This is a genomic window from Vibrio sp. Vb339 (assembly GCF_902751245.1).
In the GTDB taxonomy this organism is placed as follows: domain Bacteria; phylum Pseudomonadota; class Gammaproteobacteria; order Enterobacterales; family Vibrionaceae; genus Vibrio; species Vibrio coralliirubri.
Genome location: NZ_CADDIS010000001.1, coordinates 1,562,628 through 1,582,299 on the forward strand (window position 1 = coordinate 1,562,628; position 19,672 = coordinate 1,582,299).

At 42.7% G+C, this 19,672-nt stretch carries 20 protein-coding genes and 1 riboswitch; of the genes, 8 read left to right on the forward strand and 12 right to left on the reverse strand.

Annotated elements, in window-relative coordinates; all coding sequences use genetic code 11:
• Window positions 1-255 precede the first annotated feature (255 nt).
• The 4 genes from HRQ85_RS06800 (at window position 256) to HRQ85_RS06815 (ending at window position 4,944) form a co-directional block, all read left to right on the forward strand.
• Window positions 256-1,350: a cytochrome-c peroxidase gene (locus HRQ85_RS06800; RefSeq protein ID WP_172379109.1), complete on the forward strand. Its 1,095-nt coding sequence runs from the start codon at window positions 256-258 to the stop codon at window positions 1,348-1,350.
• Entirely contained in the window at window positions 1,343-3,730 is a 2,388-nt protein-coding gene (locus HRQ85_RS06805; protein ID WP_172379110.1) for an ATP-binding protein, read from the forward strand. Before HRQ85_RS06800 ends, HRQ85_RS06805 begins: the two co-directional genes overlap by 8 nt.
• Before the next feature lie 13 nt (window positions 3,731-3,743).
• A complete protein-coding gene (locus tag HRQ85_RS06810; protein WP_172379111.1) occupies window positions 3,744-4,172 on the forward strand; it encodes a hypothetical protein in 429 nt (142 codons plus the stop codon).
• 106 nt (window positions 4,173-4,278) lie between these two features.
• Complete coding sequence (locus HRQ85_RS06815) at window positions 4,279-4,944, forward strand: DUF2057 family protein (protein ID WP_048608543.1); 666 nt, start codon at window positions 4,279-4,281, stop codon at window positions 4,942-4,944.
• Window positions 4,945-5,031: 87 nt separating this feature from the next.
• On the opposite strand, the gene HRQ85_RS06820 is transcribed toward HRQ85_RS06815, so the two are convergent.
• The 3 genes from HRQ85_RS06820 to HRQ85_RS06830 form a co-directional block, all read right to left on the reverse strand.
• Entirely contained in the window at window positions 5,032-5,190 is a 159-nt protein-coding gene (locus HRQ85_RS06820) for a hypothetical protein (RefSeq protein ID WP_165901729.1), read from the reverse strand.
• Window positions 5,191-5,355: 165 nt separating this feature from the next.
• The gene (locus tag HRQ85_RS06825; protein WP_172379112.1) at window positions 5,356-6,072 is read right to left on the reverse strand and encodes a Crp/Fnr family transcriptional regulator; all 717 of its coding nucleotides are present in this window, start codon (window positions 6,070-6,072) and stop codon (window positions 5,356-5,358) included.
• Between the two features lie 253 nt (window positions 6,073-6,325).
• Window positions 6,326-7,339 (reverse strand): adenosine deaminase, encoded by a 1,014-nt coding sequence (locus tag HRQ85_RS06830; RefSeq protein WP_172379113.1) that lies wholly within the window; start codon window positions 7,337-7,339, stop codon window positions 6,326-6,328.
• Window positions 7,340-7,429: 90 nt separating this feature from the next.
• Window positions 7,430-7,529: riboswitch (purine riboswitch) on the reverse strand.
• A 167-nt stretch (window positions 7,530-7,696) separates the two neighbouring features.
• On the opposite strand from HRQ85_RS06830, the gene HRQ85_RS06835 reads away from it, so the two are divergent.
• Window positions 7,697-8,479 carry a response regulator transcription factor gene (locus HRQ85_RS06835; protein WP_172379114.1) on the forward strand — a complete coding sequence of 261 codons (783 nt, stop codon included), beginning with the start codon at window positions 7,697-7,699 and terminating at the stop codon, window positions 8,477-8,479.
• Between the two features lie 143 nt (window positions 8,480-8,622).
• Here the strand turns inward: HRQ85_RS06835 and HRQ85_RS06840 are convergent, their stop codons facing one another.
• Both HRQ85_RS06840 and HRQ85_RS06845 read right to left on the reverse strand, forming a co-directional pair.
• Window positions 8,623-9,117: a GNAT family N-acetyltransferase gene (locus tag HRQ85_RS06840; RefSeq protein ID WP_172379115.1), complete on the reverse strand. Its 495-nt coding sequence runs from the start codon at window positions 9,115-9,117 to the stop codon at window positions 8,623-8,625.
• A gap of 166 nt (window positions 9,118-9,283) precedes the next feature.
• Window positions 9,284-10,270 (reverse strand): DUF2860 family protein, encoded by a 987-nt coding sequence (locus HRQ85_RS06845; protein WP_172379116.1) that lies wholly within the window; start codon window positions 10,268-10,270, stop codon window positions 9,284-9,286.
• Window positions 10,271-10,474: 204 nt separating this feature from the next.
• Between HRQ85_RS06845 and HRQ85_RS06850 the strand changes: the two genes are divergently transcribed.
• Window positions 10,475-10,972 carry a fasciclin domain-containing protein gene (locus HRQ85_RS06850; RefSeq protein ID WP_048611089.1) on the forward strand — a complete coding sequence of 166 codons (498 nt, stop codon included), beginning with the start codon at window positions 10,475-10,477 and terminating at the stop codon, window positions 10,970-10,972.
• Window positions 10,973-11,099: 127 nt separating this feature from the next.
• Here HRQ85_RS06850 and HRQ85_RS06855 read toward each other — a convergent pair whose 3' ends face one another.
• The 6 genes from HRQ85_RS06855 to HRQ85_RS06880 form a co-directional block, all read right to left on the reverse strand.
• On the reverse strand, window positions 11,100-11,396 hold the full coding sequence (locus tag HRQ85_RS06855) for a hypothetical protein (protein WP_172379117.1): 297 nt from the start codon (window positions 11,394-11,396) through the stop codon (window positions 11,100-11,102).
• Between the two features lie 131 nt (window positions 11,397-11,527).
• A complete protein-coding gene (locus tag HRQ85_RS06860) occupies window positions 11,528-11,785 on the reverse strand; it encodes a hypothetical protein (protein WP_050633506.1) in 258 nt (85 codons plus the stop codon).
• Between the two features lie 165 nt (window positions 11,786-11,950).
• On the reverse strand, window positions 11,951-12,433 hold the full coding sequence (locus tag HRQ85_RS06865) for a GNAT family N-acetyltransferase (protein WP_172379118.1): 483 nt from the start codon (window positions 12,431-12,433) through the stop codon (window positions 11,951-11,953).
• Between the two features lie 127 nt (window positions 12,434-12,560).
• Window positions 12,561-12,875: a cupin domain-containing protein gene (locus tag HRQ85_RS06870; protein ID WP_172379119.1), complete on the reverse strand. Its 315-nt coding sequence runs from the start codon at window positions 12,873-12,875 to the stop codon at window positions 12,561-12,563.
• Between the two features lie 61 nt (window positions 12,876-12,936).
• Window positions 12,937-13,440: a YgjV family protein gene (locus tag HRQ85_RS06875; protein ID WP_172379120.1), complete on the reverse strand. Its 504-nt coding sequence runs from the start codon at window positions 13,438-13,440 to the stop codon at window positions 12,937-12,939.
• A gap of 125 nt (window positions 13,441-13,565) precedes the next feature.
• Window positions 13,566-14,366, reverse strand: coding sequence for a PhzF family phenazine biosynthesis protein (locus HRQ85_RS06880; protein WP_172379121.1), 801 nt, complete (start codon window positions 14,364-14,366; stop codon window positions 13,566-13,568).
• 576 nt (window positions 14,367-14,942) lie between these two features.
• Between HRQ85_RS06880 and HRQ85_RS06885 the strand changes: the two genes are divergently transcribed.
• The gene (locus HRQ85_RS06885; RefSeq protein WP_172379122.1) at window positions 14,943-15,974 is read left to right on the forward strand and encodes a polyamine ABC transporter substrate-binding protein; all 1,032 of its coding nucleotides are present in this window, start codon (window positions 14,943-14,945) and stop codon (window positions 15,972-15,974) included.
• Between the two features lie 3 nt (window positions 15,975-15,977).
• Entirely contained in the window at window positions 15,978-18,410 is a 2,433-nt protein-coding gene (locus HRQ85_RS06890) for a putative bifunctional diguanylate cyclase/phosphodiesterase (RefSeq protein WP_172379123.1), read from the forward strand.
• A 236-nt stretch (window positions 18,411-18,646) separates the two neighbouring features.
• On the opposite strand, the gene HRQ85_RS06895 is transcribed toward HRQ85_RS06890, so the two are convergent.
• Window positions 18,647-19,672 (reverse strand): diguanylate cyclase domain-containing protein, encoded by a 1,026-nt coding sequence (locus HRQ85_RS06895; RefSeq protein WP_172379124.1) that lies wholly within the window; start codon window positions 19,670-19,672, stop codon window positions 18,647-18,649.

Below are 19,672 nucleotides of genomic sequence, written 5' to 3' on the forward strand. Positions count from 1 at the left end.
ACCACGGCTTTTTTTCGTTTAACGCCATTCAGCTTAAATTGAATTGAAAGAACTTCATTCAATTCTGACTAAGATCTCCCGATCAATCCCCGCGAGACAATCACCTACGCAACTTAATTTCCTACCACTTATCTTGCAACATTAACCATGCGCAACTAGGTTTATATTCATACACCTAGCATTTATAAGGTGAATAAGTGCTAGCTCAGACGGACTCTGACTGGCAAATAACCTAAACTAGATGGAACTGATGCTATGAAAACGCCATATTTAGCAGGAATAAGCATAACTGTCATTGTCGTTTCAGTCGCTATGCTAGTTTATGACGCGGCCTCTTCAAAAATGCACACCTCGTTCGAACACCAAGAAGATCACGCCCATGAAAGCGATCATGATGACTCTCACTCTTCAGGGCACTCCGCACATTCAGAAGAAAAGCACGCACATAAAACCGTCGCTTCAAGCCAACCCATATCTCCGATTCCAAACTCTCCCGAGATAAATCATGAACTGGCAAAAATTGGTTGGGTGCTATTTAAAGACCCTAACCTTTCTTCTAATCGCAGTGTGAGCTGTGAAAGTTGTCATAGCCTACAAACTAACGGCGCAGAGGTAATTCCAGTTTCGATTGGCGTAAACGGCGCAGGGATGAGAAATTCACTCACCGTTTTTAACGCAGTCTTTAACTATCGGTTCTTCTGGGATGGTCGAGTGAATAATCTCGGCGATCAAATTGATGGCCCAGTGCACAACGTCGATGAAATGGATTCAAACTGGCAACATATTACGGATTATGTGTCTCAATCGGAAACTTACATCGACTTATTCCAAGAACAATCAACGCCCATTGACGAAGCTTCAATTAAGGCTGTTCTTATTGAATTTATGCAGGGTTTGACCACACCAAATGCCCCTTTCGACCTGTATTTAAAAGGTGACAACACAGCACTTTCTGAAACCGCCAAACGAGGTTGGGAAACCTTTCAAGAAGAAGGCTGTATTCGTTGCCACCAAGGTACCAACATTGGTGGAGGCATGGTGATGCGATTTGGTTACTTTGGGTTATCGAAAACAGGAGCCGAGCGAAGTGAAGACCAAGGTCGCTTTATGTTTACCGCTCAACCACAAGACAAGCACCTATTTCGTGTTGCTAGCTTAAGAAACGTGGCGATCACTGCACCCTACTTTCATGACGGGCAAACAGCCACACTCGAAGAAGCGATCAAAATCATGGGTGAAAGCCAACTCGGTAAAACGTTTGAAAAACAGACCATCAACGATATTAAAGTCTTCCTCGAATCCCTCACCGGTAACCGCCCTCAAATGTTAATGGAGTTTGAAAATGAATAAGATCAGACTCATATTTCTACTGTTTGTATCGCTTTTCATCGGCTTAATTAGCTTTATTATGCTGACCTACTCCGAGCATGAAAAGGTCACCGAATATGGAGTGCCTATTCGGGAGTTAGGCCATGAAGTATTAGAAATGCGTGATCACATCACCAATGCAGCGCTTGCGGGTATTTCCAACCCTTATCAAATGTCTGCAGATTTGGTGGCTTTAGAAAGAGAGTTACAACTGCTCAGAGAAAGTTATCAAAGCGAGAATATCCACTCTACGTTCTTTAAACACTTACCAACAGCGCAATTATTGGAGCGCTTTTACGATGCTTCAATGTCGAACTTAGATACGCTAGACAACCTAGTAGGACTTAGTGTGGCTCGTCAGTTTATTCTGCAATCTTTAACTCTACAACTCACAGAGAGCAGCTCAACTGATGCTGAGATAAACAATGCAAATATCGACATTCAAAGCGCGCTTCTTGCGAGTGTGTTGGTTGGGGGAATCGAAATTAACCATTCTGGTGTCAACTCCGAGCTGGCGAACCTTTATAAAACGTTTACTGAACTCAACCAACAACAAAGTCAGCTACTATCTCAAGTACTTTCAGCACACAGCATGGAGTACATTGAACATATTGAGCATGAGTTTACCGATCTGCAAGACCAGCTTAAAAGTATCATCGTTAAGCTTATTATTGTTTTGGCGTTGCTAACTTTAGCGTTCTCATTCACCATGTTTTTCTTCCGAGTCTTCGAACTCAAGAGAAACAACCTCTCTTATCAAGAAGCCGCAGACAGAGCAGAAAAAGCCAGTGAAGCAAAATCTCTCTTTCTCGCGACCATGAGCCACGAGTTACGAACCCCAATGAATGGTGTGTTAGGTATCGCTCAAATCATAAAGGAAGACTCGCAAAGTTTAGATACTCGCAAACAGGTCCAAATCATCATCGACTCTGGTCAGCATCTCGTCACCATATTAAATGACATTCTCGATTTTTCTAAGGTGGAACAAGGCAAGATGGAGTTGGAATACAGCCCGTTCTCTGTCACCGACGTAGTTACACACCTTGATAAAACATTGACACCTCTTGCAGAAGACAAAGGCCTCGCTTTTATCATTAAAGATAACATTCCTACCAATATTCAGTTGATTGGTGACTCTGCACGTACCCGTCAGATCTTATTTAACTTAGCAGGCAACGCAGTCAAGTTTACTGAGTCAGGAAAGGTTGAAGTGGAATTCTTGATTGCACCGACTACCCCACCAAGCGTGAATATATTAGTGACTGACACCGGTATTGGCATTGCAGAAGACAAAATCGACCATATATTTACGGCCTTTGAACAAGCCGAGCTCTCAACAACCCGTAAGTTTGGTGGCACAGGGTTAGGGCTTTCCATTGTTCAGCAGTTAGTCGAACTGATGGGCGGAACAATTAAGGTTTCCAGCCAGCTTGGTTTGGGCACTCAATTTAAGATCTCTTTGCCGTTGGAAATGCATGAGCTTGAAGAACAAGTCATCGACCAAACGCCAACCAAAACCAATGAGACTCTCGATGACTTCTCAGTATTGTTAGTCGAAGACAACAAGATCAACGCAATGGTGATTAGGAAGTTCTGTGAGTCGATAAACTTAACGGTTGAGAATGCCTACGACGGTTTACAGGCCTTAGATAAGTTGGCGTCAAACCAATATGACCTGATCATAATGGACAACCATATGCCCAACATGAGCGGTATTGAAGCGATTCAAAAAATCCGTGGCGAACTCAAGCTGACTACGGTTGTTTTTGCATGTACCGCCGATGTATTCAAAGAGGCCCACGATGAATTCATCGAATCAGGCGCAGACTTTGTACTCACCAAACCGTTACAGAAAAACAGCTTACAAAACGCCATCAACGAGTTTCACCAACAGTTTGAGGTCAACCGCCATCACTCCGTTAACGCACACAATCTTCCAAACAAGGAAAAAAGTAACATCACGATGTTAACGCGTCACCCTAAGAACAAATTGCCCCTCACAGAGGAAGAACTGTCGCGTAGCCAATTTTTAACTAACGATGAGCTTAAAACAGACGAGAAACTCAAATGCTTAACTTCTCTCGTTGATGAGCTAGAAAACGAAATCGATGAGTTAATAGAGCTATTTTCGGACGCCAAACAGGATGACCTCTCCAGAACATTGAAGGCGGTTAAAGAGATTGCAGCAAGATATGAAATGAACGAAGTGCTTGAACTCGCGAGCTCAGCCGAACAGATAGCCGACCAGCACATCATGCCCGAAGCAGAATTGCTTCAACAACTGATCAATCGATTGATGGTCAATAGTCATCAAGCCACTCGATTGATACACAAACTCCACCAGCAACGCAAAATGGGGTAAAGGAAGGTATCACATGATATGGAATTTGAACTTACCTAGCACCGGCCCACACTTGTTCTTGGCTCTTGGTGCAACCATCATTTTTGTAGTCGACTATCATGTACCTTTGGGCATTGCTATGGCCGTTCCCTACGTTACGATAGTATTGCTTGCGGCAACAACGAAAGATCCAACCTCCACTGTGATGTGGGCTATCACCTGCACCTTGCTAACGCTCATTGGCTACTACACATCTAGTACGGGCAGTGAAACCTGGTTCGTCGCCTTCAATCGCGTAATTACCATCTATGCTATTTGGATTTCGGCAATCGTTCCTATTTATGTCTCTTTAAAACCGCCTCAAGCGCCAACCGACGTCGATGAAGATGCTTTAACAGAAAATAAGCCAAGTCCACGCTCTCACCTGACTAGAAACCACACAATAAACACGTTCAAAAACTAGGCTTAGGTTAAGTTTCGGTGAATTTTACCAAATCGAGACAAGGCAACTTGAAATACTTCTTTATGCATGCGAGTGTAGAACTACTCACCTAAATAACTGTATGACTATGAAAACATTACAATCCATTGCGCTGCTTTCGACAATTATCGCAGCACCACAAGTGTTAGCTGACGTAACAATTGAAGTTCCTTCTAGCGCAGATGCTTTAGTCGAAGTCTTAGCTGTAAATGAGGCTAAACCCGATCTTGACGGTGGTTTCTTCTCTTCAAGCAAAACGATCACCGTTCCAGATGGCGTAAACCAAATCGTTTTCAAATATCAACTTGCTTTCAGCCAAGGCAACGACCGTGAGTTTGTCGATAGCGATACCATTATTGCTACTTTTGACGCGACAGACACCGCATTGACGTTCGACATGCCTAAGTTCCGCAACACCAACGAAGCAAAAAAAGGCTTTCAAAACTTAGATTGGAAACTGGTTGATGAAAACCAAAATGCAATCAGTGTTAAGCAAGATAAGCTAATCAAAGATGGCATGCAGATTGGTCGTAAGTACCCGCAAGAAGCGAAGGAATACAACCAAAAAGGCGGCATCGCAGCACTTACAGTAGGTGCTAGCGCGGGCGCAGCGGCTGCTGTCGCGCAGCCAGTAACGCTTCCTGCAAAGATTGACGGAAATGCCGCAAATACAGCTGAAGAGATGTTGTATTTCTGGTACGAAAAAGCAGATGCTGAAACAAAGCAGAAATTCAAAGACTACGTGAACAAGTAACTCACCTGTCTTGATCTAAAATGAAAGAAGCTGGCACACTGCCAGCTTCTTTTTTGTCTTCATCTAGGTAATTTAGGCTCGTATAGACTAAGCAGACTCAGTCGATACCACTTTGCCATCTACTCTGGTTGGCCATCCCAACGCTTTATATTCTTCAGCCAGTAAGTATGCACAACGGCTAGAAATTCTTGTTTTAATCCAGTCACCAAGTCCCAGTACTTTATATTCCAATACAGCCATTTTCATAACAATTCTATTTCGCTCTAATTCAATTTATAAATCTAGAGTGAACATTATAGGTATTCTCTTTTGATGTATGTTCCTAAAAGAACACTGTGCATAATTTTTCGTTTAATGTTTGTTAATCACTGAAAATTTAATCATCCAAAGGTTAGTTCTGCTGTTAGAGGTTCACACCTTAATCTCAGCGACAGGATCACGCATCATCAAATTCATTGGTGAAATACGCTCATACAGACCCTCAATATCGGTGATAAACACCTTCCCTCTTTGAATCTTCACTAAGCCTTGTTGCTCTATACCTTTGAGCACCTCATTCAATCTGGGTCTCGAGATCCCTGTAATGGTACTCAATTGAGTTTGTGAGATATTAATACTCACGGTCGCACCTGCAATATTGTTCTGGCGCGCCGCAAGCTCCAACAAGACGTAAATGGTTTTCTGCTCTTTTTCATGAATCGAGGATAAGTAAGCCTGCATCCAAATAGATTGTGCTCTGGTCCCACTATGCAGCAGCCATTTGAATACCATGCACTGCTCTTCTGCTAGCGCTAACACCTTCTCGGCGGGGAAAAGCACCATAGTGATAGGCTCGACCTCCTCTGCTACAGCAAAAAGGTTGTAGTCAGCATGAACAGACAAAGCACCTATCCAATCTCCCCTTCCAATCACACCTCCAGATATGCTTTTCATATTTTCGGTAGAAAAGCAGATTCCCGCAGAGCCGCTAAGAATATAGAAAACACCAGGCAGGTTTTGAAATTTCTGGGTAATTTCGAGGCTATGAACACTCGTTTTAAAAACAGCAATCTCGATTAAGCTATCGATCAATCCTTGCGGCAATTCACATGGCCACTCTATTTGTTCACTGATTGTTGGGTCTAACAACGGTGTATTCCTCCTCCGACAATCGCTATGTTTTCGTTATACAGCCTTAGTGCTGCATTTTACACTCCTTCTAAAGGTAGTTCATTACCGCTAGGACGAGATGTTTTTCGCAAAATAAAATCATATCTCTTAGTAAGTTAGGTTATTTTCAGCCTAAGAATTGCGTAAAACCAATATAAAAACGACCAACATATGTCGGTCGTTATAAGGCGCTAAGCTTAAGAGTTTTAGCTGTCGAAATCTAAACGACAGGCTACTCAGAATCAGCTTTAGAAAGGTAGCCTTGAACAAGCTCTCGATATTGCTGCTTCAATGGCGCTTCAATAAAGCTCGCGTCTATCGCATTCAAACTAAACTGCGCTAACTCCTGGCGCGTCATCTCATGAGCTTGGCTCACCGCATTAAAGTTATCCGACATGTAACCACCGAAGTATGCAGGGTCGTCTGAATTGATCGTTACAGCCACACCCTTTCTCAACAGTTCGACAATGTTGTGGTCTTCCATCACATCGAATACGCGCAATTTAATATTCGATAGTGGGCACACCGTCAGTGGCATTTTCGTTACAATCAGTTCTTCGATTAAAGCTTCGTCTGTCATGCACTGCACGCCATGATCCACTCGACTCACGCTGAGCATTTCAATCGCATCGACAATGTTTTGAGCAGGCCCCTCTTCCCCTGCATGCGCCACCGTTAAGAAGCCCGCTTGTTTTGCTTGTTGGAATACACGCTTGAACTTCTCTGGTGGGTGTCCTAATTCAGAAGAGTCCAGCCCAACCCCGACGATCTTATCTTTATGCTTCAACACATCGGCGAACGTTTGGATTGCGCTCTCTTCAGGCAGATGTCGTAAGAAACAAGCTATGATTTGAGAAGAGATACCTAACTGTTTTTGACCACTTTCGAGCGCACGATGAATCCCGTTAATCACAGTTTCAAATGCAATACCACGCTCCGTATGTGTTTGAGGATCAAAGAAAATCTCAGTATGAATAACATTGTCGGCTTTACAACGCTCTAAATACGCCCAAGTTAAATCATAGAAATCTTGTTCCGTGCGCAATGCATCCGCACCTTGATAATAGATATCCAAAAATGATTGCAAATCATCAAATTCGTATGCGCGTCTTAGTTGTTCTGGGGATGAATAAGGCAGATCAATGCCATTACGTTGAGCAAGCTGGAAAAGTAACTCAGGCTCAAGCGAGCCTTCAATGTGCAAATGCAACTCTACTTTTGGAAGCCCTTGAATAAATGCGTTCATATTTCACCTACTATGGATTTTAGGTGTGCACTTACTCTGAATAATAGACAGGAGGTTTTCTTGAACGCCATTACAAAGAGTAAGAACACAATTGTGATCTAAACCCTTCGTAATCAGCACTTTGCGGGAGCTGGTAGAGACCCCCAAACCATATCATTGGGGTTATACGAAGCAAACGGTTGCTACTATACAGAGTTCAGTGTGAATTTCACTAATCGTTTCTCGATAAAACTAATAAATTAATCAGTAGCATTTAAGCATACTCGCCACACTTTATTCAGAACGCCATTCTAAAATTAGGTTGACACACTTTAGTTATTGCCGCTATTTTGTCTAAAACCACAAAAGACGGTCAATATGAAAGATAACCAATTCGCGAGCTTTGAGGATCTCCTCTCTCACCAAACCAACACTTTGACCGCATGCCAACCCAAAGATTTCGATAGCACTTTTGCCTTGCTGGCAAGAGAAGCGTTAACTTGGTTTAAACTCGACAGGCTTACCCTCTTTCCAAACTCTATGATTCTTTTGGACACAGGCAAGAGTATCTCCGTATCCCAAACAGATACTCCACCGCTTGAAATGGAACGCTTTCTAAAAGGTAATTATCTTGATTATCTTAAGCTTTTGCGTTCAAAAAAGTGTTGGCAGTTGTTCCCTGAAGAAACCCTCAAAAGCCACAAGGTCGACCCATTACGTGTACTTTATGAAGAAGGTGCAAATTGGCATGGGATTGTGAGCCTTTCGTTATTTGGACAACAATGGGGCGCTATCGGCTTCTCACGCTTCAACCGTTACGACACACCGATTGAAACGACGGACATGACACGAATCAAGCTGCTCAGTGACATTTGGCTCTGCTTTTGGCAGCACTCTAAAATGACGCGCAGTGTCACCAGCGATGAAGCCGACAACATCAACGAAAGTGAAAAGCTACTGTTGCTGACCAAAAAGCAATGTACGGTTCTGACTCAATTAGCACAGGGGTATACTGCTAAGCAATGTGCGGAGATCCTCTTTTTAAGCCCTAGAACCATTGAGTCACACAAATACCGCATGTTGGATATTTTGGAACTCGACAACTATACCGAACTGATTCAGTTTGCACTGCGAAATGGCTTTGGCATCGATAATCCATAGCGATCTTATTAAAAGATCTGATAGTGACGAATGCTTATAAACACAAAACCCTCAAGCAAATAAAGTTTGAGGGTTTTATTAAAATAACCCGGTTAATTAATATCTTACTTCAAATGTTTCAGTTATATCGAGTCACTTCGCCTTCAAAGGCAATCTGGTCGTATTCTCGACATTAGTAACATATCGATGTACTTACCGCCTTTGAACGTACTGAGCCTTTTTGTGCCTTCTAACTGAAAACCTACACGTTCGTACAAAGCAATAGCGGCGTGGTTATCGGCATGAACCTCTAACTCAAGACGCACGAGGTTAAGCCAGTTATCCGCCTGATTGATCGCTTCTTGCATTAACGTCTTACCTACCCCTTTACCATGCATATCCGGGTGAATCGCAATACCAAGACCAGCGCAATGCCTGTCTCTTACCTTGGTGGTCATGAATAAAGTAATGTGGCCCACTACTTTGCCGGATACTTCCGCAACCAAAGTGAAATGGTCTGAATGGCCAAACAGTCGCTCCACTTGTTCAGAACTAAGATAAGGCTTTTGTGAGGTATTTTCTGACACTGAAGGGCGGCGATAAATATCGAAAATATCTTGGCTATCCGTTGCTTCTAAATGTCTAATTTGTATTTCCAAAGCGCTTCCTTATCCTATTATTTCTATCCATAAGCTCATTTTCATATTACGGATAGCAACGGGCACCTACAACCATTAAAGCTGTAAGTGCCCGAAATAATTAAATAAGTAGAAATACTGAACTTAAAATTCTGCTTTGATGAGTATTTTTAACATAGTGCGAATATCAGAATTTATAATCCACACCCACACTCGCTAATACTTGTTCTGAATTATAGAAATCGATATTGGAATCTATGCTTCTTAAACCCAATAAAGAAATAAACGACCAGTCTTTATAGCCCATCAAACCACCAAACTCGTACGCTAAAAAGGCACCATACTCGTTCTCATCACGTACTTTTTCATAGATTGGATTGGCTTCATCGTATTGGCGATCATGTGCATCCAACGTGACAACAAAACCGTGACGACCCATTTTCTTGGCGTAATTTAATTCAATACCGTAACTATCAAAGCTAAACGCTCCGCCTTCCGCATCAGAGTGGAAATACACCATGGATGGAACGAACACACCCGCTTGGTTAGCTAAGATGAAAGGGTATCCTGCTTTGGCATACACATAGATTCGTTCCCTATTAAGCAGTGCTATCTCTTCAGCAGATAGCCCCAATGAAGTCCCAGACAGCTCATCATCAACGTCGGACTCACCAATCGCGAAATCCGTTCGAAAGCCAGTGCCGCCTATGTTGGTCATTTGCAATCGCCCAACATTACCTTTTAAATCGGTTTCGTTTCGATTAACGCCAACCGCGTAAGGGTCAGACCAAGCCTTACCCGAGACAAGCGTAGGAAGAACAGAAAAATCCAATATGGTGCCACCAGAAAGTTGATATCGATAACCGATCTCAAACGCAATGGTACCTGTTGCAATATCCTCTCGTGTTGTACCCGCATACACTTGGTGAGTCAGCGATTCGCCAAAAGTATATTGAACAGTACCCAAAAAGCCGAGTAGCCCTTGGTTTTCACTATCCCCTTCCTGGGTGTTGGTGGCTTGATTAGAATCTTGTTCAGTACTCAAATTACTACTGTCAGAGTAAAAACCGGCTAATACACTGAAGTTACCGCTGAAGCCTTCACTTGGAGCAAGGCCACTGTATGCAGGCATTGAAGCCAATGCAGAAAAGACTACTGGTAAAACAAACCTCATATTCACATCCATTATTTGAATAATCATCAAATAACTATAAGCATCAAAATGGAATTATAACAAGCATTTAACAATATAAATTTATTCGCTTGCCGCAGTCGATATCGTTAACCATTCACTCAAAGACACAACAAATTGATCTATCACGATTGGGCTTTCGTAATACCTCTCGAAAATAACGGACAAAACTCAAAGGAAGACAATATGTTTAATAAAGTAATCAAAACCATGTCAGTGCTAGTTGCGACGCTTCTTTTTACGGCTTTTGCTCACGCTGATCACCACGGAATGAAGAAAGACATCGTTGACGTAGCGGCTGAAAACGGCTCTTTCAATACCTTGGTAGCGGCAGTAAAAGCGGCAGGCTTAGTTGAAACATTGAAAGGTGATGGCCCCTTCACTGTTTTTGCGCCAACGGATGAAGCGTTCGCTGCACTACCAGAAGGAACGGTTGATATGCTGTTGAAGCCAGAAAACAAAGACAAGCTGATCGCAGTACTGACCTATCATGTGGTACCAGGAAAAATAATGGCGTCTGAAGTGATGAAACTTGATAGTGCTGTAACAGTGCAAGGCGAAGCGGTAATGGTAGGGATGGATCACGGCAGCGTCATGATTAATAAAGCCGAGGTCGTGATGGCAGATGTTGAAGCAAGCAATGGTGTCATCCATGTGATCAATGGTGTGTTACTGCCTAAATAGCAAAGACGAACACAGTCCAAAGGTTTCTAGAGGGTGTGACAGGTTCACACCCTTTTCATGTTTAAATACCAAGTAAAGATAGGTATCAAACTAGCCGAGCCTGCCTTTAGATAAGCAAGAACCCGCATTACATAAACAAGCGTCCGAATATCAGAAAGGCCGCCATCGATACCACCTTCGTGAAGACCACCACCCAGATGCAATCACCAACACTAGAGTGCGTTGCTTTCCCGAGTAGGAACACAAACAGAATCAACCCTAACACCCAACCCACTGTCGGAATCAATGACACCAAAGCAACGATTACAGCAATAGTAAGAAGGGATTTAAAATCTGCGATCACGAAAGACATTTTAGAGGCGATGTACATGCAACATGCGGTGATTAGTGCGTCCATCACAAACGCTAAAGCTTCAATTCCCACTTTTCTTCCTTCACTGATATTAGTCGAAGTGAATATTATCTCTAAAGTGATGATTTTTCTTGAATAAGAGAACAAAAAGCAGGTGAAAACTGTATCAAAAATGAGATTACCGTTCGTCTGAAAGCACAGGTTTATTTGCTCGAGTCTTCTAAGCCTTTGACCAGTGCTCCCGAACGAGTCTGATTTGCTTTTTGATAGGCATCAAAGCCATCTTCACGTTTACCTCCGAACAAACAAAGAAACGAGTTGATGACAAATGAAAAGAATGAAATGACAACAACAAAGAGAGGAAATAGCCCCGACACCCCAGCATCTAAGGCAAGAACGCCAACAGCGAAGGACAACATCGACACTAATGTATATAGTTTAGATCTACTCACATGACTCATGAACAACACTCCTTGTATTCACTCAATGTTTAGATTAGACAAATTATCTTGCACACAATTTGAACTCATCGACAATATCAATAGATCAGGAAAAGTTATCCTTAATAAGGTTCATTAATATTTCAAACTCGATGTCTGTATCCCTAAGAACACGAGTCCACCTATTCAACTGCTTTGTCCATCTTCAACTATCTTTTCCATCACGTAATTGGTCAGCTTTACGCCCCGCATTTCGACTTCCTGTTCATTTACTACCTTAAAGCCAAGGTGCTCATAAAAAGGCCTTGCGGTAATACTTACCTCAGAGAAATATCTCGATACGCCACGAACTCGCCCCACAGTGAAAACATGTTCCATCAAGGCTTTCCCTACACCCTTCCCTTGGTATTCGTGGTGACAGAAAAAGTGATCAATCAAACCGTTCGGTTGCAGGTCAGTATAGCCAACAACGCAGCCATCGAGCTCAGCTACAAAGGGTTGTAACCCATTCATACGCTTTTTCCATAATGCAAAGTCAAAGCTACTGGGTGCCCAAGCTTCGACTTGCTGTTGAGAATAATCTCGAACATTCACGTTACGTACGGTATGAAAGAAGATCTCCCACAGTGCTTTATCATCACTCGCTTGATAGTTTCGAATTCTAACCACGACATACTCCTTTTTGCCTTAAGTTCTTTCAGAGGTGCAAATAGACAGCTGAATCAGCAGGCTCAAAAGTCCAAGCTCAACAGGCTCTGTAACCTGCACTCAACAACCTCAGCTTTAGAACAAGATATCAACGATAAAACACAGCCAACCAGATCGTCACCATGTCTTTATCCGTACCAATAACCTTGTGCTTTTCTCGCGCAGCAATGTTGATGTAATCCCCTTTAGACAAGGTAACAACGCGTCCATCTTCAAACTCGATGACGCCTTGACCTTCTATCACCATTACCCATTCATTCTCATCTTGATCATACCAACCCTCTTCTGGTGAACTGTGTCCATGCGACAATATTCTTTCAATTCGAACACTGTCGTTGGCAATCAGGTCATTGAATATCTCATTGGGTAATGATGAAGGAACATCATTGTAAATATTTGGCATCAAGCTCTCCTAGCTATCATTGTATTGATTAACAACTTGGGCCTTAGCTTCAGTTGTAAACCTAAGCAGCGGCACTCTTTCTGAAGTAAAAACGGTAATAGCCCACCAAGTTACTGCAGATAAACAGCGCCTCCATAACAACCGCTGTTGGCGAGCCAACTAAGTAATTGTGAACCAACCAAAAACTGGTTCCGATGATCATCAATTCTCTTAATCGACGGTCATCTTTATTGAAGGCGGCAAAGGTTTGAAATACGGAGGCAAAGCAACTCAATATGCTCGTCAGCCCCGAGTAAGTCACTGCGGTTGCGACCACCGACATCGAACAGAACAAATATTTGAATTTGGATGAGGCAGAAAATACGCTCGTCAAATAGCGAATCGTGGCAATCGTCATTAAGATCGCCGCTGTCCATTGTTCAAGAAGGATAAAGTGGCTCGAAATAAGAACGCCAGCAAAGAACAGACAAGTGACGATTTTCTTCCTTTCCTTGAATTGGAATGACAGAAGATCAAAACAAATGGCTATCGCGACTAATACTTGGGAAAGATAAAAGGCAGACACGGTGATTCCTTCAATAATACATTACGCCCTAGCCGCCTCTTTTAACTGTCAACAGTCGAATAAAACGTACTAGGCGGTTCCAACTAAACAGGGGGGAACCTGCGCTCTAAAGCTTCTATAGAGACCTAAAGCTTCAACACGCCACTAATCACAGTGGTCGCAGAGCCGATTAACTTTATTCGCCCATTGGCTAAGAGCTCTGTCGACATATAACCACCACGACGAGACGCCTGATAAGCACTGAAACTGCTTTTGTTGAGCTTTTCTGCCCAGTACTGCGTCAATGCGCAATGTGCCGAGCCAGTCACAGGATCTTCATTAACCCCTACCCATGGCGCAAAATAACGAGAAACAAAATCGAGTTTAGAATTTGATGAAAGTGCCGTCACCACAACACCTCGCCCTTGACTGCCTTTTAACGCATCAAAGTTTGGTGAAAGCTCCAATAGCACGTGTTCGTTGGAAACTTCGATTAACTGCTTAGAGTCAAATTCTTGGAATGATACGACTTGATGCGGTTCTAAACCTAAATGTTCAAGCAGCGTGAGGTTGGGTTCAGAACACAATGATAACTGTGTACTAGGAAAATCAAGCTCAATAGACGATTCACAAACTGCGGCAGATAACTCCCCGGATAAGGTGTTAAACACGACCTTATCACCTGTATTGAGCAGTCCTTGCTCTTTCATTACATGAACAGTTGCCAGTGTGCCATGCCCACACAGCTTCACTTCGACTTCGGGAGTGAACCATTTAAGCGTCATCGTGTTAAGCGCAAGAAAAGCCGTTTCGGATACCGCCATCTCTTCTGCGATTGAAAACATTAACGACTCATCCAATGGCTCTTGGGAGATACAGACCCCGGCAGGGTTCCCTTTAAACGCTTGAGTTGTAAACGAATCTACTTGATATATCTCTAAATCCACAATGGCTCCTAAAATGCACAACGTTTCCCAAATCGGCAATCATGGCTCGTTGGGACATAACCTAGATACTGCTGACCACAATAAGCACAAATACCTTGTGCTACAAGTCTTTAGCAACAACTTTATCGATACTTATTGAGAAACGAAACAAATGATAAACAAAACGTTATAGAAGTGTTTTTAGGGATAAAAGAACATTGAGCATAAGAGTAAATCGCAATGGCAAAACAAAGGAATCACGACGATTAATGCGAGCGAAAACCCGAAAAAGGTAATCACCACATCATTATTTAATGCTTAATATTTGCATAATAACTTGTAAGAATGGATATTATGATGAATATTAATTTAAATAATCCATTCACGGACAATAAACTGGGATACGCACTTGTGTTGAATACGATACGACGGAATCATCCTTGCTTCACACGATAAAGGTTCGGTTTCAATTAGGAGTAGCAAGTTGCTATTTGCATGAAATGCATGAAGTTGAAGTTACATTAAGTGCCTAAATTTGAATCATGTCGCAGATTTTGGGCTACGATTTAGTTATCACGTACGAAAGGGAATCCGTCAGTGAAAGCGTTTTGTGTATCAATTCTCGCGTCAACATCCTTTTTGGCTAGCCCTGTATTTGGCCAGCAGCATGATATTTATCTCTACAATTGGGATGAATTTTTATCTGACAGCGTCATTACCCAGTTAAGTGATACCTACGGCATCTCACTAAAGCAACAATTCTTCTCTGATGAGTCAATAAGGGATGAGGTTTTATTAAGCGAGCGTCGAGGCGCTTTTGAACTGGTCATCGTCGAAAGCGTAAAACTTAAGGCATTAGCCAAACAAAACCTGTTCCATAACCTAAGTGACTTACAACAATCCATTGAAAGCAATTTTGACCCCAGATGGGCGGATGGGTGTGGTGAGTATGGTATTCCTTACGCGTGGGGAACATCCGGTATTCTTTATCGCAGTGATAAAGTCTCCGCCCCAGAATCTTGGATGGCGATTCTTGAACCCGACTCTAAAGTCAGTGGCCGTATAAGTATGTACTACGACCCCACCGACTTGGTGAGCACGGCGTTATTGGTCAATCGATTTGACCCATTTACTAATAATGAACAAGAACTTCGTGTTGCGTACAAAACGCTACAACTGCAAAAACCACATCTTGAAAGCAATGAATATGTCATCGACCACATCCACCAGCTTGAGCGCTTAGCCAATATCGACCTCGCCTACGGATATTCAGGTGACAGCTATGTGCTTAATGATGCCGAACCTGAGGCGTCTTGGGCCTACACAGTGCCTCAAGAAGGAACAACCTTATGGTTAGAGTGTATGGCTGCAATTAACAACGGAGAGTTATCTCCACAGGCAACCACGATCCTATCCTTCCTATCGCAACCTGAAATAGCCGCTCAAAACGCAATGGATTCATGGTTTGCAACACCAAGTTCAAAAGCAAAAGCACTCACTTCTCAGGAGTATCAAAACGATCCCGAACTTTTCCCGAGTAAAGCAGTATTAGATCGCAGCTACCTTTATCAGCCGTTAGAACCGGGTAGCATTCAAATTCGCAATCGTATTGTCGACAGTTTGAGATAACTCATGCCCGTTTTGAAGAAGCTCTATTTCGTACTTTTACCCACGCTACTGTTGGTCTTTCTGATCGCAGGAATCGTGTCATACAACTTCGCGTCAAATCATGCTAAGCATATGTACCTAGACAAGGTGCAATCTGATGTGAACACCGCTTTAGTCGCTGCAGAGTACGAGCAACTTGGCTTATCCTTACTGGTTAAAGATATTGGGTCTTCGTTGCAGTTCCTCCGCTACATTCAAAACCCTGGCGACTACACGACTCTGTCGCTATTGGAGAAACGAGTACTTCGTGTATTAAGCCAGAACCACGTCAATCAATTCGGGCAACGCAATGTCTATATCGTGGACCCTAAGTTCAAATTAACGCTTTCTACTCTCCGAGCCGATCCTTTCGAAGGGCTAAAAATCCCTGACAAGATTTACGAAAGAGTCTTCGATATATACACCTCGTTAATCAGCAAAAATGAACTCTCCTATGAAGGCTTCTCTTATATCTCGATCAGTGGAGAGCTCAGATACTCGTATGTCGCGGCAATTGACCCTTACCTCCTTCCTCAAGACAAACGTGCAAGTAACAGTTTAAATCGCTACATCTTGATTGCTGACGGGCCTCTGATGCAACTCTCTAGCCTGCTAATCAAATACAATGACGATGACAATATTCAGTTCTTAATCGAGCCATCCTCAGACGCTGCAAACATTGAAAATACCCAATTCGTTATCAAATCAATTGAGCAAACCCAAGATAATATCAATGTGCAGATGACCAGCCGACATCTCATCGCGCAAGTAAATATTCGAGAACAAAAGTTCGACCATGAGAAAGCCATCATCGCTAAACAAACCTTGTTAGGTGGCTTTGGTACTCTCTTTACGATCATGTTGATCGTGCATTTAGTGGTGCGTTACCAACTCGTGCGTCCGCTTAAAGACTTACTGCAAGAGATATCGATCGGCGGGCTCAAGCTTAGATACTTCAAACGCTCATCAGGGCAAAGTGAAATTGATGGTTTAAAGAACGCGTACATAGACTCGCTAACCGAATTGAAGTTCGAAGCCGAATTCGACCAACTCACCAAGCTAGCCAATCGACGCTCTTTCATCAGACACCTTGATGTACGACTAAAAAGCTCGATGAGCCCACACTGCTATGTGGTTTGTTGGGACATCATCGATTTTCGTAAAATCAACGACCTCTATGGTGCAAAAGTTGGTGATAATGTACTGATAAGCTTAGCTAAAGCACTGAAAGAGACACTACAAAACCAACAAGCATCTTTGGGCTTTAGTTGCAGTGATTATTCTTTGGCAAGACTGGGAGGGAATCAGTTTATCGCGATCTTGGAGATGGGTAAGAACCAAGTGATAAACGAAGAAATTGAGAACATCAACAATACGCTGACCGGCACCACCTTCCTTGACTACTATGGGTTTCGATTATCACTCGCAACAGGTGTTTTACCGCTCGACACGCCAAAATTCGATGAGATTTGGCACCGATGCATCGATGAAATGTTAGCTAATGCGAAGTCTCATAGTGATGGCGAAAGTCGTATTGTTTATGGCGAAGAGTTGTTACATACCTTGGAACGTCATGACGTTGTAGAGAAAAGACTCTTAGAGTGCTGCGAAAGTGATAACTTTGAACTTCGCTTTATGCCTATTTTTAACGCCAAGACACTTCAGATAGATGGCGCGGAGTGCCTGATTCGTTGCCCAGCCTTATTTGATATCGATGCGGGACCAGAAGAATTTATCCCAGTTGCTGAAAAGAGTAACCTTATTGCCAGGCTCGACATGTGGGTCATTAGCACCGCTATCAAAAGCTATAAAGAGCTTTCAGAACTTCATCAATACAAGGGCACCCTGTCGATTAATATCTCGGCGATGGAGCTCTACAACCGAAATTTTGCCGACAACATCCGTAAAGTACTCGAACGTTATCAAGTGCCACCTGGCAATATTATTATAGAGATTACCGAGACCAGTTACGTGAAAAGTACCAAGCTTACGGTGCAAACTATCGAGAGCCTCAGAAGCTTAGGTTTAAAGGTCTCCCTAGACGATTTTGGTACGGGCTACACAGCGTTTAACCAACTTCTCCACTACCCTGTGGATGAGCTCAAAATTGATAAGAGCTTCATCGATAACATGGTAGACGACAAGGCCGACCGCAAGATGGTCGAATCTATGGTTAACTTAGGCCACTCTTGTGACACGCTAGTCGTCGGAGAAGGTGTTGAGTCGATAGAACAGTATCATTACCTCAGAAAAGCCAACTGTGACCTAATACAAGGCTACTTCTTCAGTCAGCCACTCACTTATCTGGAATTCATCGACTTTGTTCGAAACCACAACCCGCAAGCAATTTTAAACCCGCAGTCTGTTAGCAGTTCGAGATCTAACGAGCGAATCGTTGCACTCACTCAAAAGCAGTAACCTTAAACCTAAACCTAAACCTAAACCTCAAAGCCTCTCTTCCTATTCAAGCGCGGAAAGCCACTATAGCTATAACTAGTAGTAGAACTATCTTCATCAGAGCAGGAGCTCTCTATTGGCTGCACATTGAATGATGAAGCAAATAAAAGATGGAAAAAGCCATGTTAATGAATCGGGAGAATGGCGAGCCGAAAGCAAGTAAAACCTAATGCTCTGATTTGTGGCTAATGCGGGGATTAGCTCTGCATTGTCGTTAGTAGCTCCATCATATCTTTAGAGCTGATATTCTTCTTATGCCTTACTACAGCGTCAATCATCAATTCTAAATTGCCCGCAGAGATATAATCCTTAAGCACGTCATTGAACTTTTCCTGTATCTCATCACTTGTGTACAAGTGCTCAGGAATGAAGAATAGAAACTGGCTGCCACTACTACGAAACGAGATAGTACTTTCCGGAACCTTTGCCGTCAGGGACTTAGCGGCGGAGCTCACTACCAGATCACCATATTCCAGACCGTACTTTTGGTTAATCTCATTGAGGTTTCTGATTCGTACAAAGTAGAGATCAAAGTTATTGTTTGTTGGATAACTGTTCTTAACAAATTTCATTAAAGAGACTCGATTACGAAAGCCGGTAATGAAGTCGGTAGAATGAAGTTTTCGTTTGATGGCAAAGTCGAGATAGAAAATGATGCCTGTCATCAGCAAAACCAGGACAAGGAAGGCACTGCTGATTTGGTGAACAACAACAAATTTGCCTACCATGGACGTATTTTCTTCAATAACAGGGCTTTGTAATCGAAATTTTTCGTTAATGAACTCGACCAAGGTGGTGTAGCAAATATCGACTTTCTTCTGTAGGGATTCTTTAGGTAATTGCCCTGTACTGACCAATTTGATTGACGATTCTAGCGACTTAAATTTTTCAAACTCTGCGGTAAAGTAAGGTTTAAAATTTGCTGAACGAATAAAATTGGACGATTCAGTGCTGTTGATCAGGATATCGAAGCGACTCCAAGTAATGTCATAAGCCAACCACAATTCATCATAATCGATCGTCTTTGCGTGGCTAACCATCAAGAAATTTGCATACTCTTTAACAAGTTGAAAAACAAACCATGTGGCCTCATTTTGGCGGTTAGAAAAGCTCTTGTTGATGTCATTAATTCGAGTAACACTGTAGATATTGACGGATAGAACAACCACGGCCAAAGACAAAACAACGACTTTGATTGCGGCCATAGACAACAGCTTCTTCAT

What these genes read in the sequence shown, in the direction of transcription:
- HRQ85_RS06835 (WP_172379114.1), top strand. Translation starts at nt 7,697, where the DNA reads ATGAAAGATAACCAATTCGCGAGCTTTGAGGATCTCCTCTCTCACCAA.
- HRQ85_RS06890 (WP_172379123.1), top strand. Translation starts at nt 15,978, where the DNA reads ATGCCCGTTTTGAAGAAGCTCTATTTCGTACTTTTACCCACGCTACTG.
- HRQ85_RS06860 (WP_050633506.1), bottom strand. Translation starts at nt 11,785, where the DNA reads ATGAGTCATGTGAGTAGATCTAAACTATATACATTAGTGTCGATGTTG.
- HRQ85_RS06820 (WP_165901729.1), bottom strand. Translation starts at nt 5,190, where the DNA reads ATGAAAATGGCTGTATTGGAATATAAAGTACTGGGACTTGGTGACTGG.
- HRQ85_RS06810 (WP_172379111.1), top strand. Translation starts at nt 3,744, where the DNA reads ATGATATGGAATTTGAACTTACCTAGCACCGGCCCACACTTGTTCTTG.
- HRQ85_RS06830 (WP_172379113.1), bottom strand. Translation starts at nt 7,339, where the DNA reads ATGAACGCATTTATTCAAGGGCTTCCAAAAGTAGAGTTGCATTTGCAC.
- HRQ85_RS06845 (WP_172379116.1), bottom strand. Translation starts at nt 10,270, where the DNA reads ATGAGGTTTGTTTTACCAGTAGTCTTTTCTGCATTGGCTTCAATGCCT.
- HRQ85_RS06850 (WP_048611089.1), top strand. Translation starts at nt 10,475, where the DNA reads ATGTTTAATAAAGTAATCAAAACCATGTCAGTGCTAGTTGCGACGCTT.
- HRQ85_RS06870 (WP_172379119.1), bottom strand. Translation starts at nt 12,875, where the DNA reads ATGCCAAATATTTACAATGATGTTCCTTCATCATTACCCAATGAGATA.
- HRQ85_RS06895 (WP_172379124.1), bottom strand. Translation starts at nt 19,672, where the DNA reads ATGAAGAAGCTGTTGTCTATGGCCGCAATCAAAGTCGTTGTTTTGTCT.
- HRQ85_RS06815 (WP_048608543.1), top strand. Translation starts at nt 4,279, where the DNA reads ATGAAAACATTACAATCCATTGCGCTGCTTTCGACAATTATCGCAGCA.
- HRQ85_RS06800 (WP_172379109.1), top strand. Translation starts at nt 256, where the DNA reads ATGAAAACGCCATATTTAGCAGGAATAAGCATAACTGTCATTGTCGTT.
- HRQ85_RS06805 (WP_172379110.1), top strand. Translation starts at nt 1,343, where the DNA reads ATGAATAAGATCAGACTCATATTTCTACTGTTTGTATCGCTTTTCATC.